Origin of the sequence: Streptomyces globisporus C-1027, from assembly GCF_000261345.2 — a bacterium.
Classification (GTDB): Bacteria; Actinomycetota; Actinomycetes; order Streptomycetales; family Streptomycetaceae; genus Streptomyces; species Streptomyces pakalii.
The window spans coordinates 4,450,875-4,465,548 of sequence record NZ_CP013738.1 but is presented as its reverse complement, the minus strand read 5'-3'; the positions used below and the strand labels follow the sequence as shown (position 1 = coordinate 4,465,548).

13 protein-coding genes and 1 pseudogene are annotated in these 14,674 nt (G+C 71.6%); 8 read left to right on the top strand and 6 right to left on the bottom strand.

Annotation, left to right across the window (positions count from 1 at the left end; translation table 11 throughout):
- Positions 1-18: 18 nt before the first annotated feature.
- From otsB to WQO_RS19520, 3 genes are all read right to left on the bottom strand, one after another.
- Positions 19-870, bottom strand: a complete 852-nt coding sequence (gene otsB / locus WQO_RS19530; RefSeq protein ID WP_010056015.1) for a trehalose-phosphatase — start codon at positions 868-870, stop codon at positions 19-21.
- Between the two features lie 72 nt (positions 871-942).
- Positions 943-3,441, bottom strand: a complete 2,499-nt coding sequence (locus tag WQO_RS19525; RefSeq protein WP_010056016.1) for an FtsX-like permease family protein — start codon at positions 3,439-3,441, stop codon at positions 943-945.
- On the bottom strand, positions 3,435-4,217 hold the full coding sequence (locus WQO_RS19520; RefSeq protein WP_032747311.1) for an ABC transporter ATP-binding protein: 783 nt from the start codon (positions 4,215-4,217) through the stop codon (positions 3,435-3,437). Before WQO_RS19520 ends, WQO_RS19525 begins: the two co-directional genes overlap by 7 nt.
- A gap of 134 nt (positions 4,218-4,351) precedes the next feature.
- On the opposite strand from WQO_RS19520, the gene WQO_RS19515 reads away from it, so the two are divergent.
- The 5 genes from WQO_RS19515 to WQO_RS19495 all read left to right on the top strand — a co-directional run bounded on the left by WQO_RS19515 (position 4,352) and on the right by WQO_RS19495 (position 8,827).
- Positions 4,352-5,653 (top strand): sensor histidine kinase, encoded by a 1,302-nt coding sequence (locus tag WQO_RS19515; RefSeq protein WP_050992186.1) that lies wholly within the window; start codon positions 4,352-4,354, stop codon positions 5,651-5,653.
- Positions 5,653-6,297 (top strand): response regulator transcription factor, encoded by a 645-nt coding sequence (locus tag WQO_RS19510; RefSeq protein ID WP_010056019.1) that lies wholly within the window; start codon positions 5,653-5,655, stop codon positions 6,295-6,297. The genes WQO_RS19515 and WQO_RS19510 overlap by 1 nt, the downstream gene beginning before the upstream one ends.
- A 143-nt stretch (positions 6,298-6,440) precedes the next feature.
- The gene (locus tag WQO_RS19505) at positions 6,441-7,385 is read left to right on the top strand and encodes an ABC transporter ATP-binding protein (RefSeq protein WP_010056020.1); all 945 of its coding nucleotides are present in this window, start codon (positions 6,441-6,443) and stop codon (positions 7,383-7,385) included.
- Positions 7,382-8,377: an ABC transporter permease gene (locus WQO_RS19500; protein ID WP_010056022.1), complete on the top strand. Its 996-nt coding sequence runs from the start codon at positions 7,382-7,384 to the stop codon at positions 8,375-8,377. Before WQO_RS19505 ends, WQO_RS19500 begins: the two co-directional genes overlap by 4 nt.
- Before the next feature lie 45 nt (positions 8,378-8,422).
- A complete protein-coding gene (locus WQO_RS19495; RefSeq protein WP_029181840.1) occupies positions 8,423-8,827 on the top strand; it encodes a GntR family transcriptional regulator in 405 nt (134 codons plus the stop codon).
- Positions 8,828-9,566: 739 nt separating this feature from the next.
- Here WQO_RS19495 and WQO_RS19490 read toward each other — a convergent pair.
- Positions 9,567-10,310: a MerR family transcriptional regulator gene (locus WQO_RS19490; RefSeq protein ID WP_010056024.1), complete on the bottom strand. Its 744-nt coding sequence runs from the start codon at positions 10,308-10,310 to the stop codon at positions 9,567-9,569.
- Between the two features lie 482 nt (positions 10,311-10,792).
- On the opposite strand from WQO_RS19490, the pseudogene WQO_RS19485 reads away from it, so the two are divergent.
- A pseudogene (locus WQO_RS19485) lies at positions 10,793-11,402 on the top strand (COG3415 family protein); the annotation flags it as partial.
- Between the two features lie 73 nt (positions 11,403-11,475).
- Here the strand turns inward: WQO_RS19485 and WQO_RS19480 are convergent.
- Positions 11,476-11,910: a MarR family winged helix-turn-helix transcriptional regulator gene (locus WQO_RS19480; protein ID WP_010056026.1), complete on the bottom strand. Its 435-nt coding sequence runs from the start codon at positions 11,908-11,910 to the stop codon at positions 11,476-11,478.
- 105 nt (positions 11,911-12,015) lie between these two features.
- Here WQO_RS19480 and WQO_RS19475 point away from each other — a divergent pair, with 105 nt between their 5' ends.
- A complete protein-coding gene (locus WQO_RS19475; RefSeq protein WP_010056027.1) occupies positions 12,016-12,930 on the top strand; it encodes an alpha/beta hydrolase in 915 nt (304 codons plus the stop codon).
- A 151-nt stretch (positions 12,931-13,081) separates the two neighbouring features.
- Here WQO_RS19475 and WQO_RS19470 read toward each other — a convergent pair whose 3' ends face one another.
- Positions 13,082-13,693, bottom strand: coding sequence for a TetR/AcrR family transcriptional regulator (locus WQO_RS19470; RefSeq protein ID WP_010056028.1), 612 nt, complete (start codon positions 13,691-13,693; stop codon positions 13,082-13,084).
- 533 nt (positions 13,694-14,226) lie between these two features.
- Here WQO_RS19470 and WQO_RS36875 point away from each other — a divergent pair.
- Positions 14,227-14,466 (top strand): hypothetical protein, encoded by a 240-nt coding sequence (locus WQO_RS36875; RefSeq protein WP_010056030.1) that lies wholly within the window; start codon positions 14,227-14,229, stop codon positions 14,464-14,466.
- Positions 14,467-14,674 lie beyond the last annotated feature (208 nt).

Sequence of the window (14,674 nt, the reverse complement as noted above, 5' to 3'; positions counted from 1 at the left end):
CGCCGCTCCGGTGGTGACCTAGAGGCGGACCGCCAGGGCCGCCAGGAAGTCCACCACCGCGGCCGGGCCCGGCACCGACAGGTCGGCGCGCTCGGCCAGTTCGGGCACCTCGGCGCTGCCGCTGCACACCAGCAGACCGGGGATGCCGTCCGGGCCCTCGCTGCGCAGCTTCTCCACCGCGGCGAACGCGGCGAGGTCCCCGAGGTCGTCGCCCGCGTAGATCACGGACTCCGCGTCCAGCTCCGCGACGAACCCGGCGAGCGCGACGCCCTTGTCCATGCCGGGCGGGCGCAACTCCAGCACCAGGCGCCCCGGTTCGACGATCAGCCCGTGCTTCGCCGCCAGCTCGCCGAGGGGTCCGCGCAGCGACTCGAAGGCCGCCTGCGGGTCCTGGGCACGCCGGGTGTGGACGGCGACGGCCTGCCCCTTCTCCTCGATCCAGGTGCCGTTCCGGGCCCCGAACTCGTGCAGCACGCCGGGGAGTTCGGCGCGTACCGCCGTGACGCCCGGATGCGGGGCGGGGGCGTGGACGGTGCTGGTCACGGCGTCCCAGCGCTCGGCCCCGTAATGTCCGAGCACGACGAGGTGCTCCAGACCGGGGACGCCCGCGAAGCCGCCGTAGCGCACGGCGACGCCCGCCGGGCGACCGGTGATCACGGCGATCGCGGCGACCTTCGGCGCGAGCGCGGCGAGCGCCTCGACGGTGCCGGGGTGCGCGCGGGCCTGTTCGGGGTCCGGGACGATGTCGGCGAGCGTGCCGTCGAAGTCGAGGGCGACGACCGCGCGGTCGGGCCGGGCGAGCACGGCGTCGAGCCCCTCGCGGCCGGCCGGAGTGGTCGGGTTCGGAAGACGTTCCGGGTGACTGCCCATGGGGCGAGCCTAAGCCCTGGGCGGGGCGAGCACGAGCGTGCTCGCCCCGGCGCCGGACCTCCCCCGGGGCGGCTACTCACGGGATCCGGCGAGTTCGACCGGCCGGGTCCGCAGGGCGGACAGGGCCGGCAGGACGGCGGAGCCCGCTGCCAGGAGGGCGGCCGCCGCGACGACGAGGCCGAGCATCGCCCACGGCACCACGACGGCGGACGTGACGCCCAGCAGCGCCAGCGCGCCCCGCACCACCAGCAGGTTCACCGCGGCGACCACACCTCCGAGCACCGCGCCCACCCCGACGGCCGCCACCGCCTCGGCGACGACGAGCCGCAGGACCTGCGGGACGGTGGCCCCGGAGAGACGGAGCACGGCGAGATCGCGGCCCCGGCCGGAGGTGGCCATGACCAGGGTGTTGGCCAGGGCGGTCGCGGTTGAGAGCAGGGCGATGCCGAGGATCATGCGCAGCCCGGTGCGGGTGTGGTCGTCGGGGCCGGGGGCGGTCGGGGCGAGCCACGCCGCGCGGGTCGCCACCCGCGTACCGGTGTCGGCAGCGGCGGTGTCCAGCGCGGCGGCGACGGCGTGCCGGTCGCCGCCCGGGGCGACCTCGACGTCGATCCGGTCGACGTCCGCGCCCCCGGCGTTGCGCGGGGTGACGTAGACGCCGTTGTCGCCGGTGCCGGTGGCCAGGACGGCGGCGATCCGCAACGACCGCTCGCTGCCGTCGCCGAGCCAGACGGTGACCCGGTCGCCGACCCGGGTGGTCAGCCACTCCTCGTTGACGACGATCGCGTCGTCGTCGAGATCGGCGAGCCGCCCGGCAGTCACGGGCAGCTTCGCCACCGCTGCCAGCCGGGCGGGGTCGACCGCGCGGGCCTCGGAGGAGACGAGGGCCGTCTCCTCTTCGAGGACCGTGACGGCCGTGGACCGCGAGGCGCTGACCACGGCCCCGTCGATGTCCCGCACCCGCTCCAGGAAGGCGGGGGCGAGCGGCCTGCCCTCCTGTCCCGACGTCACCACGAAGTCGGCGGTCGTGGCGGTGCGCGCCTCGGTGGCCCTGGCCTCCTCCAGCGTGCCGACCGTGCCCGTCAGGGACGCGGCGAGGGCGACGGTGATGAGGACGGGCGCGGCGACGGCGGCGGTCCTGCGCACCCCGGCGGCGGTGTTCTCCCGGACGAGTACGCCGGTGGCGCCGGGCAGCCGCGCGGGCAGCCAGGTCAGCAGCCGGCCGACCGGGCGCACCAGGACCGGCGCGAGGAGGGCGCAGCCGACGATGAGGATCATGGGCCGGGTGACGTAGGACTTGCGGCCCAGCAGATCACCGGGGTCGGTCGCCAACGCCAGGGCGGGCAGGCCCAGTCCGAGGAGCAGGACGAGGACGGCGGCCGCCCAGCGGCTCACCGGCATCACGCGGCTGTCGACGGCCGCCTCGCGCAGCGCCTCGGTCGGGGCGGTCCGCCCGGCCCGGTGGCAGGAGACGAAGGCCGCCGCCGTGGCGACAAACACCCCGGTCCAGAAGGCGGTGTGCAGCGGCCAGGACGGATCCCCGAGGGCGAACCAGGACGGGGCGAGGCCCGCCTCCGTCATCCGGCGGACCAGCAGGGGCGCTCCCCCGGCGCCGAGCAGGGTGCCCGCCGCCGAGGCCGCCACCCCGACGAGGACCGATTCGGCGAGCACCGTACGGCGGATCTGACCGGGCGTCGCACCGGCGGTGCGCAACAGCCCGAACTCCCGCCGCCGCCCGGCCACGGCGTACGAGAACGTCGAGGCCACGACGGCCGCGGAGACGAACAGGGTGATGCCCGCGGCGGTGCCGAGCAGCGCGTTGACGGAGACCAGGGCCCGGGCGTCGCGGTCGGGGTCGGGATCGGCGCGGCGGCGGTCGTGGCCGGTGAGGACGTCCATGCCGCTGTCCGGTCCGAGCGCGTCGCGTACGGCGGTGGCGTCGGCGTGCACGACCAGGGCGTCGATGTCCGGGGAGATCCGGGCGGCCTCGTCATCGGTGAGGAAGACGGCGTCCTCGAAGCCCCGGCCGGCCACGGTGCCGACGACGGTCCGGGCCTCGCTCCCGGCCGGGGTACGGACCCGGACGCGGTCCCCGGTACGGAGCCGGGGGCCGCCGGACCCGGTGGTGACGACGACGTCGCCGGGGGCGGCGGGGGCGCGGCCGGTGGCCAGGCGGTACGGGGCGGCAGCGGCGACGGACCACGGGTGCCCGACCCGGGCGTCGGCGTCCTGACCTGGGTGCGGATCCATGATGTCCGCCGGGAACGAGCGGTCCTCCACCGTCCGTCCGAGGTGGGCCAGTTGAGCGGCGAGGCCGGGCGGTACCGGGCCGGGCCGGTCGAGGGGCGCGGTCCGGGTCCCGGTCGGGGTGCCGACCCGCAGGACCCCGTCGGCCCGGACGACGACGGGAGCGGCGGCGAACCGTTCCGGCCCCCGCTCCGGCGCGTCGAACGTCGCGGCGAGGGCGAGCCCGGTGGCGGCGATGAGCCCCACGCCCAGGACCAGGGCCAGGAACGACCCGACGAAGGTGACCCAGCGCAGCCGGATCCCGCGCAGCGCGAGCATCAGCACGGGACCACCGCCTGGAGCTCCGGAGCGGAGAGCGTCGCCATCCGCGCGGCGACCCGCTCCGCCGAGGGCGCGTCCAGCTCGTCCCTGACCCGGCCGTCGGCGAGAAAGAGGACACGGTCGGCGAAGGAGGCGGCGACCGGGTCGTGGGTCACCATGATCACGGTCCGCCCGTCGTCGGTCATCGCCCGCAGGAGGCCGAGCACCGCACGCCCGGCGATGGAGTCCAGGGCGCCGGTCGGCTCGTCACCGAAGAGCACGTCGGGCCGGGTGACCAGGGCGCGGGCGACGGCCACCCGCTGCTGCTGGCCGCCGGAGAGCTCGCCGGGCCGGTGGCGGGCCCGGTCGCGCAGCCCGACCCGGTCCAGCGCGTCGAGCACCTCCGCCCTGCGCGGCCGGCGCCCGGCGAGCCTCAGCGGCAGGGCCACGTTCTGCGCGGCGGTCAGGGAGGGCAGCAGGTTGAACGCCTGGAAGACGAAGCCGATCCGCTCCCGGCGCAGCCGGGTCAGCCGGGCCTCGCTCAGCCCGGTCAGATCGGTGTCGCCGAGCAGCACCCGGCCGGCGGTCGGCCGGTCCAGGCCCGCGGCACAGTGCAGGAACGTCGACTTGCCGGAGCCGGAGGGGCCCATGACGGCGGTGAACGTACCGCGGCGGATGGTCAGGCTGACATCGTCGAGCGCCTTCACGACGCTGCCGTCCCGGCCGCCGCCATCGTAGGAACGGGTCACGGACCGGAGCCGGACGGCCGCGTCGGGGCCGGTAGTCGCTGCTGGATTCATGCCCTCAACTCAACCGGCGGCGCCGGCGCGGCACATCGCAGCGGGACGGAGTCCTCATGGTGGAGCCAGCTCCACCATGAGGGGGCAGGAAGCAGGGTGGCCGACCGGGAAACCCGTCTCGTAACGTGCCGGGCATGCTCACCCCCAGCCCGCCCCCGTCATCAGCAACGGGATCCACGCCCACCCCCCTCCGGGCCGCGCTCTACCTGCTGACCAGCGTGCCCCTCGGGGCCGTGACGCTGGTCGCGCTGCTCCTGCTGGCCGGTGCGGGCAGCGCGCTGGCCGTGCTCGTCATCGGGGTGCCGCTGCTGCTGACGCTCGTCCTGTCCGGCATCCCGCTGGCCGCGCTGGAGCGGCGCAGGCTCCGGCTGATCGACCCGGTGCCGCTCGCCGATCCGCACCGCGAACCGCCCGCGCCGGGTCTGGCGTCCTGGCTGCGGACCCGGCTCCAGGAGCGGTGCACCTGGCGGGAGTTGGCGTACGCGCTGCTCTTCTCGTTCGTGCTGTGGCCCTTGGAGGCGCTGGCGGTCGGCACGGTCCTCCTGGTGTGCGGCGGGCTGATCGGGACGCCGGTGATGATGGCGGTGGGCGGTGACGGGGAGGCGCGGGTCCTGAAGCTCTGGCTCGCCGACTCCTGGCCGGAGGCGTCCGCGGTGCTGGTGGCGGGGGTGGTGCTGCTGCCGCTGCTGACCTGGCCGCTGAGGTTCGTCGCCCGGGGCCGCGGCGTGCTGACGCGGGCCCTGCTCTCCCCGCCGGAGGCCGCGCTCGACTCCCGGATCGCGGAGCTGGACCGGTCGCGGATGCGGCTGGTGGACGCGTTCGAGGCGGAACGCCGCCGTATCGAGCGCGATCTGCACGACGGCGCGCAGCAGCGGCTGGTGGCGCTCTCCATGACGCTGGGCCTCGCCCGGCTGGAGAAGCCGGCCGAGCCCCTGGGCGGCCTGCTGGAGCGGGCCCACGACGAAGCCTCGGCCGCGCTGGTGGAGATCCGGGAGCTGATCCACGGCATCCATCCCCACGTCCTCACCGACCGGGGTCTGGTGGCGGCGGTCGAGGACCTGGCGGACCGCTCCCCGATACCGGTCGAGGTGCGTCTGTCCGTGCCGGACCGGCTGCTCGAAGCCGTCGAGACCGCCGTCTACTTCGCGGTGAGCGAGGCGCTGACGAACGTGGCGAAGCACAGCGGGGCGACCCGGGTGGCGGTGACGGGCGAGGCCGCGCACGGGCGGCTGGCGGTGGCGGTCGAGGATGACGGGCGCGGCGGGGCGGTCACGGCCCCCGGCACGGATACGGACGTCGGCGGCGGGACCGGGCTCCAGGGCGTGGCCGATCGCCTCTCGGTGCTGGGCGGGGCCCTGCTCATGTCCAGTCCGCCCGGAGGGCCGACGGTGTTCCGGCTGGAGGTCCCCTGCCCGCCCGCGGATTCGAGGACCTGATGCTGCGCGTCGTACTGGCCGAGGACAGTGTGCTCCTGCGCGAGGGCCTGGTCGGCCTGCTGGAGCGCTTCGGGCACCAGGTCCTGGCCGCAGTGGGCACGGCCGAGGAGCTCGACGCCGCCACGCTGGAGCACCGCCCGGACATCGTGGTGACCGATGTCCGGATGCCGCCCGGTTTCACGGACGAGGGCCTGCGGGCCGCTGTCGCGCTGCGCGGGAAGCTGCCGGGGCTGCCGGTCCTGGTGCTGAGCCAGTACGTCCAGCGCGCCTACGCCGAGGACCTGCTGGCCACCTCGGACGGTACGGGGGTGGGCTATCTGCTGAAGGAGCGCATCGGCCACGTCGAGGAGTTCGCCGACGCGCTGCGCCGGGTGGCCGAGGGCGGCACGGTGGTGGACCCCGAGGTCGTACGGCAGTTGATCCGGCACCGCCGCGATCCGCTGGCCCGGCTCACCGCCCGTGAGCTGGAGGTGCTCGCCCTGATGGCGGAGGGCCGGTCCAACGCGTCCGTCGCCGAGGCCCTGCACGTCGGCGAGGGCACGGTCAGCAAGCACTTCGGCTCGATCCTCACCAAGCTCGACCTGGACATCTCGGACGCCACCAACCGACGGGTGCTGGCGGTCCTGGCCTTCCTGCGCGGCTGACCCCCGCGCTCCCCCGCCCGCCCGCGCCCACGTGCCCCGGGCTTGACAGTCATTCCCTCACGACTCCATTATTCCATTAATTGATTCATGGAATCACGATGACAGATCCACGGATCACGGATCACGGAACCGAGGTGAGGCGCGTGGCAGACACGAGCATCCCGAACGCGACGTCCGGCAACTGGGCCCTGGAGGCCCGCGGCCTGGGCAAGCGCTACCGGCGCGGCTGGGCGCTGCGCGACTGCTCCTTCCGGATCCCGGCCGGCCGCATCTGCGGTCTGGTCGGCCCGAACGGAGCAGGCAAGAGCACCCTGCTCGGGCTGGCGACCCGGCAGGTGCAGCCGACCACCGGCGACCTGCGCGTCTTCGGCGTACCGGTCGACGACCCCGCCGTACTGCCCCAGGTCGCGTTCCTCGGCCAGGACAAGCCGCTGTTCAAGCGGTTCACCGTGGCGGAGACGCTGCGGATGGGCGCCGAGCTGAACCCCGGCTGGGACGCGGCCGCCGCGGAGCGGATCGTCCGCGCGGGCAACGTCCCGGCGGACGCGAAGGTCGGCACGCTCTCCGGCGGCCAGCGCACCCGGGTGGCCTTCGCGCTCGCCTTCGGCAAGCGGCCCGACCTGCTGCTCCTGGACGAGCCGATGTCGGACCTCGACCCGCTGGCCCGGGACGAGATGAGCACCCTGCTGATGGCGGAGGCCGTCGAGCGCGGCACCACGGTGGTGATGTCCTCGCACATGCTGACCGAGCTGGAGGACATGTGCGACTACCTGCTGGTCGTCTCCGAGGGCCGGATCCGCATGGCCGGTGACGCCGACGCGCTCGTACCGGCCCACACCCTGGTCACCGGGGTGTCCCGGGACGGCTCGCTGCCGCCCGAGCTGGCCGCTCACACGATCGTCGAATCCCGCCTCCAGGGACGGCAGTTCCAGGCGATGATCCGCCCCGGAGGCCCGCTCCCGGCCGACTGGGAGCGGGCCGAACCCTCCCTGGAAGAAGTCCTCCTCGCCCATCTCCGCTCCCCGGACGCACCCCCGCTCTACACCCAGGGCGCCCGCGTCGACGCCGAAGGGACCCAGGCAGCATGAGCAGCACCACCCTCACCGAGAAGCCCGGAAGGTCCGGGAGGCCCTCCGAACTCACCCCCGGCCGCCGCCTGCTGCGCGGCCTGCCCTGGCTCGTCGTCCGCCAGCACCGGATCGCGCTCGCCTGCGTCCTCGGCCTCACGGCGCTCACCGCGCTCTGGATCCTGTACGAGCGCCACGAGCTGGTGCAGCTGCTCGACGCGAAGGGCTGGCCGGAGAAGGACCCCGGCCGCCCGATGGACAACAACCGCGGCTACGACTACATCACCAGCATCATCAACGGCCTGCCGCTGATCCTCGCCGTCTTCATCGGCGCCCCGCTGATCGCGGGCGACCAGGAGAACGGCACCGCACAGCTCGTCACCACCCAGTCGGTGACCCGCCGCCAGTGGCTGATCGCCAAGCTGGGCCTGGCCTACACCCTCGCGCTGGTCTCCGGCCTGGTGGTCTCGGCCCTGTTCACCTGGTGGTGGAAGCCGCACCGCTCGCTCTTCCTCAGCGTGTGGACCGACGGCGTCATCTTCGACAACACCGGCCCCGTCCTCCCCGCCTTCCTGCTCTTCCTCACCGCCGCCGGCATCACGATCGGCGCCCTGGTCCGCCGGGTGCTCCCGGCCATGGTGGGCGCGTTCCTCTTCACCGCGGTCACCACCCTGTTCGTCTGGGACGAGGTCCGCGTACGGCTCGGCTCCCCGAAGATGTTCACGTACCCGATGGACACCGAACTTCCCGCGCGCTTCAACGACGCGTACGAGGTGGACCGCTGGGTCGGCAGCGCCGACGGCACCCTGTACGGCTGGGGCACCTGCGCCGAGGCGACCGAGAAGGCGACGAACGCGTGCATCAAGGAGCACGGCATCGTCAACGACGTGATCCAGTACATCGGCTACAACCAGATGGCGGGGATGCAGTGGCTCGCGGCAGGCATCCTGCTCGCCGGAACGGTCCTGCTCACGGCGTTCACCCTCTGGTGGACCTCGCGCCGCCCACTGTGACCCACCGTCCCTCCCCTACGTAAAGTGTCGGCAATCGAGCGGAAGGTGAAGTCCGTGGTCGTGTTCCGCATCGACCGGCGCAGTGGAGTGGCGACCTATCTCCAGATCGTCCGGCAGGTCGAGCAGGCGCTGCGCATGGGCGCGCTGGAGGAGGGCGACCGGCTGCCCACCGCGGCCCAGGTCGCCGCGACCACGAAGGTCAACCCCAACACGACCCTCAAGGCCTACCGCGAACTGGAGCGCATGGGCCTCGCCGAAGTACGCCAGGGGGCGGGCACGTTCATCACCCGCACCCTCGCCCAGCCCCAGTCCGGCCCCGACTCCCCGCTCCGCACCGCCCTCACCGACTGGCTGACCCAGGCCCGCGCCGAGGGCCTCACGGGCCAGGACGTCACGGCGCTGTTCCACGCGGCGTTCGAGAACGCGTACCCGGGCGAGGCGGCTGACTGACGGGCATCGGACGCCGACCGGTTCCGGACCGGCCGGTTCCGGAGTGACGGGCCCGCTCAGGCGCGGTGGTAGCGACAGCCGCTGCCGTGGGCGGGCCCGACGTCGTGGATGCCTTGACCCCAGTGATAGTGATGCAAAAGCTGCGGTCGGCACCGAGCAACAGAAAACCCCAGCTCACGCATGACGTGACCTGGGGTTCTTCTGAGCCGCCTTCGGGATTCGAACCCGAGACCTACGCATTACGAGACCGAGGGCGATCATGTCGGGTGGTGCCTCGTTGTGCTGCCCTATGACGTTTTTCCTGATCAGAGCATGTGCAGCAGCTTGGCCTCTGCCACCCCGTGCTGCACCGTCCAAAGGCGTCCGTGCACCGCCCGTCCACCGGCGAGGCCGCCCGGCCGCGCATCCCCGTCAGGCCGCGTGGCTCTCCACGATGGCGGGGCACGTTGGGGGTGGCACGAGGACGACTGTCACTCTTCTCCAACGCGCGACCGCCCAAACCGCCGCAAGGCCCGCTCCGCGACACGCATTCGAGCTCCGGCGCCATGGGCAGCGGGGCCCGAACTCACTGCCACACCACCCACCGGGCCTGCTACTGCTCCGGAAAGGCGTGCTGCCCATACCGCGAACTGCTGGTGACCTCTCACAGTGCCACTTCGCAGTCAGCCCCGCCGCCCGTCCTGCGTCTGCGCACACTGAGCTCCACCCGCCAGGTCACGAAGCGGCGTTCCGAGAGCGGTCACCGTGGGGTATCCACATCGGACAGGAGGAGCCCGTCGAGCCGCTTCATGACATCCACCTGGGCCGGATTGTAAAGATCGCTGATGGCCTTGCCGATGGTGCGGGCGGTGTGCTGTCGGCCGCGCGGGGCGTCCGAAGCAAGGTCGCTGAGCCCGGGATGGCGGGCCCGTAGACCTTGGACGTAGGGCACGAGACGCTCGGCGAGACTCTGGCGGATCAGTTCGTCTGCATCGGCGGGAAGTTCGTTGAGCTCTAGTGCCACCGGCTGCGGATCCTGATCGAGCAAGTCGGCATACGCCTCCATTCCACCGGGGCCGAGGACCGTACCGAGGACGGTGACGAATGAGCGGTCCGGGTCAGGAAGCTCGGCTGTCTTGTCCACGGAGGCGAAGCGGAGGGGAAGATCGCTCGCGGCTCGTCCGCGCAGCAGGGCGCCCACCTCCGCACGGGCGTGTTGCAGGCGTTCGATGGTGGCGGCCAGCTCAGCGTCAAGAGCCCGCAGGTCACGCGGATCGGGACCCGAATCCGGGTCGTCGTCCATGTCCGCGATCTGGGAGAGGGAGAAGCCCAGGGCCGTGAGGCGCTTGATCCTGAGGAGCCGGACAAGGTGGCCGACGCCGTACTGTTTATAGCCGTTGGAACGGCGCTCCGGCTCCTCCATCAGGCCGATGTCGTGGTAGTGCCGTACGGCCCTGAGGCTGACGCCGGCCAGCTCCGCCATCTCCCGGGTGCTCCACGCCATGATCGAAAACTCCCCATCGTCCGGTGCTGCCGACGCGGTCACGTCGTGGGCCCCATTGAAAACCATGACGCCACGGCAGGCTGGGACAGGCCAGAGCGTACGAGGGTGCCGTCCACCCCCTCTTGGTGATGTCCTTGAGACCATCGCGGTTCAGAGTGGCCGCGAATGCCGCAGGGGTATACGACAACCACCGGGGCCTGCCGCGGACCAACGGCCGGCTGCACGAACCGTACGGCGGACGGAGAGTTCTTCGCCCTCCGCCGACAGGGAGTTCATGGTCCGCCGGCGCAACATCATCGCCGAGGCCCTCGGACATACCCATGGCTGCGCCGCTCGTCTTTGCCCCAGTCGAGGACTCGGCGGCTGTCGACGTGCTCGTCTCGTGCTCTGACCGCGAAGGTTCGCCGGGCCGGCGGTTCCAGCGGTTGGATGTCCAGACACGTCCGACCCAACCGGTTGGGGGGTGTGGTGGCTGAGCCTGCCCGTGTGCGCGCAGCCGGCCCTTCACCCGCTGGTCGATCCGTAAACCACCGCCTACCTGCGGAAGGAGCACGGCCGTGTGATCCGGATCGGCCGCGAGGCATTACGGTGCCTGCTCGCCCGCCGCGGCATCATCTTCCAGCGCACCAAAACCTGGAAGGTGTCGCCCGACCCCGAGCCTGACGGCAAGCTGGACCGCGTCGAGGAGGTGCGGGAACGCTTCGCGGACCGCGTGTTCGCGTTCGACGAGTTCGGGCCGCTCGGCATCCGCCCCACCGCCAAGGCCGACTGGGCTCCCGCCGGTCGCCCCGGGCGCCATCCCGCGACCTACCACCGCACCTACGGGGTGCGGTACTTCCACGGCTGCTATTCCGTCGGCGACGACCGGCTGTGGGGCGTCAACCGCCGCAAGAAGGGCGCAGTGAACACCCTGGCCGCACTGATGTCGATCCGGACCGCGCGCCCGGACGGCGCGTGCAAACCCGGGCCCTGCACGCTTACCTGCGCTGGCGGAACAACAACACCCGCCACCCCGACATCATCGCGGCGCAGCGTCGCGAACGTGCCCGCGTCCGGAGCGAGAAGGGCATCCGCTGGGGCGGACGTCCCTTGCCGTCGCGACCTGAACGATCTGACGAACCCATACGGTCGCGGCGAACGTGCAGCAGAGCACCGGACAGACGAATCACTCGCGCATACGGCCTGAGGCGGGCGAGGCGAGCATCGCTTTGAGGATGCGTTGCAGCTCAACGCGGTCCTGGGGGGTGACCCTCGCCAACCTGCGGTCGTACTCCGCCGCGAGAGCTGCACGTGCTCGGTCGCGTGCTTGCGTGCCCTCAGCCGTCAGTACGAGCCGATGACGCCGCAAGTCCGCCTCGTCGATCTCGCGGCGGACAAAGCCCTTGGCGACGAGGTTGCGAACGTAGACCGTCACGCTCGCCTTGGGCAGCAGCAGCGCAGTCGCAATCTCGGCCGGGTACAGCGACGCCTCGACCTCGGCCAGGACGAAAAACTCCTTCGTCTCCAACCCGAGCTCGGCCAGCTCCCCCGTGCAGGCATCCATCACAACACCCAGCAGCCGCTGGTTCAGCGTCCACAGCTGCGCCCCGTCGACTGACATCGACCCTCCACCCAGATGATACGGTTTCGTATTAGTTTCAGTTCGTACACGATAGTTTTTGTACTGGACTCCTATGGAACAACAATCTCACGAAGGAAGCCAGGCGTGATCCAGCACCTCACGATCCCGCGCGGTCCCATCAACCTCGCCGCGGACCTCCACCTGCCCGACAACGCCGACAGCAGTGCGCAGCTGCCCGCTGTGGTGCTCTCCACCCCCGGCAGCAGCGTCAAGGAGCAGATCGGTGCCAACTACGCCTCCCGTCTCGCCGCCCACGGCATCGCCGCCCTCGCCCTCGACCCCGCCCACCAGGGCCAGAGCGAGGGCGAGCCCCGCGACCTCGAAGACCCCTACCGCCGAGGCGAGGACATCTCGTACGCCATCGACGTGCTCACCACGATCCCCAGCACCGACCCGCAGCGCATCGGCGTCCTCGGCATCTGCGCCGGTGGCGGCTACGCCGTTCACACCGCCCGCACGGACCACCGCATCAAGGCGGTCGGTACGGTCGTCCCCGTCAACATCGGCAATGCGTTCCGCAGCTTCTCCCCCGACGGTCCGGCCGCAGCACTCGACGCCCTCGCGGACGCACGGACCGAAGAGGCCCGCTCCAGCGAGATGACCCGCGTGAACTGGCTGCCCGACACCCTCGAGGACGCCGAGGCAGCGGGCCTGACCGACATCGACACCACTCAGGCCATCACCTACTACCGCACCGAGCGCGGCGGCAACGCATACTCCACGAACCGGCGCCTCCTGCGCGGCGACTCCCACCTGCTGGGCTACGACGCCTTCCACCTGGCCGATCAGCTCATGACTCAGCCCTTGCAGGTCATCCTCGCCGGACGCATCGGAAACACCGGCTCCTACGACACCGGCATGCAGCTATGGAAGCTGGCCCCCAGCCCCGCCGACCTCATGGTGATCGACGGCGCCGGCCACTACGAGATGTACGACGAACCCGAATACGTCGACGCTGCAGTCGAACGACTCGTCAGCTTCTATGCGAACAACCTGTAAGGCATACGAACCGGCGAACCCATGCGGTCACAGCACCAGCAGGTTGCCCCCGACCGGCCCGGTCCGCACAAGGGACAAAGGGCATACATCAATCTGCTCTCGCGCCCCTGCTCTTCGGGAGCAACCGGTGCAGAGGAGTGCCTGGTTCGGTTCACGGCCGAGTCGGCCTGAGCGGTGATGCGGGGCCGGTGGAGAGGACGTGGTCGACAGCTGCGTTGAGTGTCTCGGTCTCGGCAAGCAGGACGGATACGCGGACGGGCAGGGCGCGTTCGAACGAGAGTCCGTTGAGCATGGTGAGAAGGAACCTGACGTTGCGGGTGTGGTCTCCCGGGGGCAGTGCGCCTTCCTCGGCGAGCACGGTCAGCCAGTGTTCGACCCGGCGCTCCGCCTCCCGCTCGAGGCGGAGGTATGCGGCGCGTACCGGTTCGGTCGGCTCGGGCTCGATGAAGTTCCGGTACGTGGCGCCCCATGCGGTTCGCGCGTCTTCGTTGGTGCCGGTCAGGGCGAGAACCTGCCGCAGGCAGTTCAGCAGCCGTTCGCGGGGCGCCAGGGTCTGGTCCCGGATCGGGTCGCCGGGCAGCAGGTGTTCGTAGATCCGCTCGAGCAAGCTGTCCTGCAGCGCGCGCTGGGTGGGGAAGTGGAACCTCAGCGAGCCGACACTCACCCCCGCACGCGCGGCGACCGCTCGCACGCTCAGCTTCGCCGCTACATCCTCGGCGATCATCTCCGCAGCGGCCTTGAGGATCTTCTCGCGTGTTTCCATGTCCCGCTCTCCTTCACTTCTCCCAGCACCCTTCACTGTACTAACACGCCGTACTAGTACAGCGTGTTAGTGTCCTTCTAGCACGCCGTACTAGTGGCGGTGCGGCCGCTGCACACAGCAAGGGCGGAGCATGGCGTTGAAGCAGTGGGCGGCATCAAGGCGCCTCAAGCCGGGCGACGGCAGGGAACGGCAGCGGTTCCGCTGGTGGCAGCTCCCCGTGCGCTACCTGTTCTGGTTGCGGCTTCCCGGTGACGGCGGGGAGGAACGCCTGCAGGCCGTCGACGTACGGCACTGGGCGCGGTTGGACGACAGCAGGATTCGCGCACACCTGTTCCTGGAAAGCAGGCAGGCGGCCGAGTCGAAACTGCCCGCACTCTCCTCCTGTCGACGGGGGCGTCATCGAGGTGGCGAAGCTACGGCATCAAGCGCTGCCACTATCGCCCCTCGGACGGACAGCCGTTCAGCTCACGCCCGACCCTGCCTCCGCGGAGGGACGGAGGGCGCGCTTCGGTGCTCGTCACCCGGGACTGAGCGTGGCGATCACCGTCGGATCGGTGCTGCTGCTGGTCATCGGTGTGGGCCTGAACCTGTTGCGGCTCACTGAACCCGTCTCTGAGATTCCGCCCGTCGCGCAGCGGGGCGGAGCGTTCGATTCCCCGATACACCTGCCGATCTGGCTGAACCTCGCACTGGGGGGCGGGGCGGTTCTGGCGAGCATGGAGCGCGCACTCCGCCTGCGGTACTCCTCCCTGCTCGACGCGGCCGGTCACTGATTCATCGAAGCGAGAAGGCGCGGCCACGTCAGCCCTCTTCGGCCGGCCGCTCGCGCGACTGGCACGGCCGGGCCACAGGGAACGGCTCACGCAGGACGAGACGAAAGGAAGACAATCATGATCCAGTTGAGGCCACGGGCCACCGCCAAGTACGGGGCTGCGTTCGCCACAGCCCTCCTGGCCCTGACGGGGTGCTCGTCCGGCGTCT

Excerpts from the sequence above, each read along its gene's own strand:
- otsB (WP_010056015.1), bottom strand. The coding sequence starts at position 870 with ATGGGCAGTCACCCGGAACGTCTTCCGAACCCGACCACTCCGGCCGGC.
- WQO_RS19520 (WP_032747311.1), bottom strand. The coding sequence starts at position 4,217 with ATGAATCCAGCAGCGACTACCGGCCCCGACGCGGCCGTCCGGCTCCGG.
- WQO_RS19515 (WP_050992186.1), top strand. The coding sequence starts at position 4,352 with ATGCTCACCCCCAGCCCGCCCCCGTCATCAGCAACGGGATCCACGCCC.
- WQO_RS19510 (WP_010056019.1), top strand. The coding sequence starts at position 5,653 with ATGCTGCGCGTCGTACTGGCCGAGGACAGTGTGCTCCTGCGCGAGGGC.
- WQO_RS19500 (WP_010056022.1), top strand. The coding sequence starts at position 7,382 with ATGAGCAGCACCACCCTCACCGAGAAGCCCGGAAGGTCCGGGAGGCCC.
- WQO_RS19490 (WP_010056024.1), bottom strand. The coding sequence starts at position 10,310 with ATGGCGTGGAGCACCCGGGAGATGGCGGAGCTGGCCGGCGTCAGCCTC.
- WQO_RS19480 (WP_010056026.1), bottom strand. The coding sequence starts at position 11,910 with ATGTCAGTCGACGGGGCGCAGCTGTGGACGCTGAACCAGCGGCTGCTG.
- WQO_RS19470 (WP_010056028.1), bottom strand. The coding sequence starts at position 13,693 with ATGGAAACACGCGAGAAGATCCTCAAGGCCGCTGCGGAGATGATCGCC.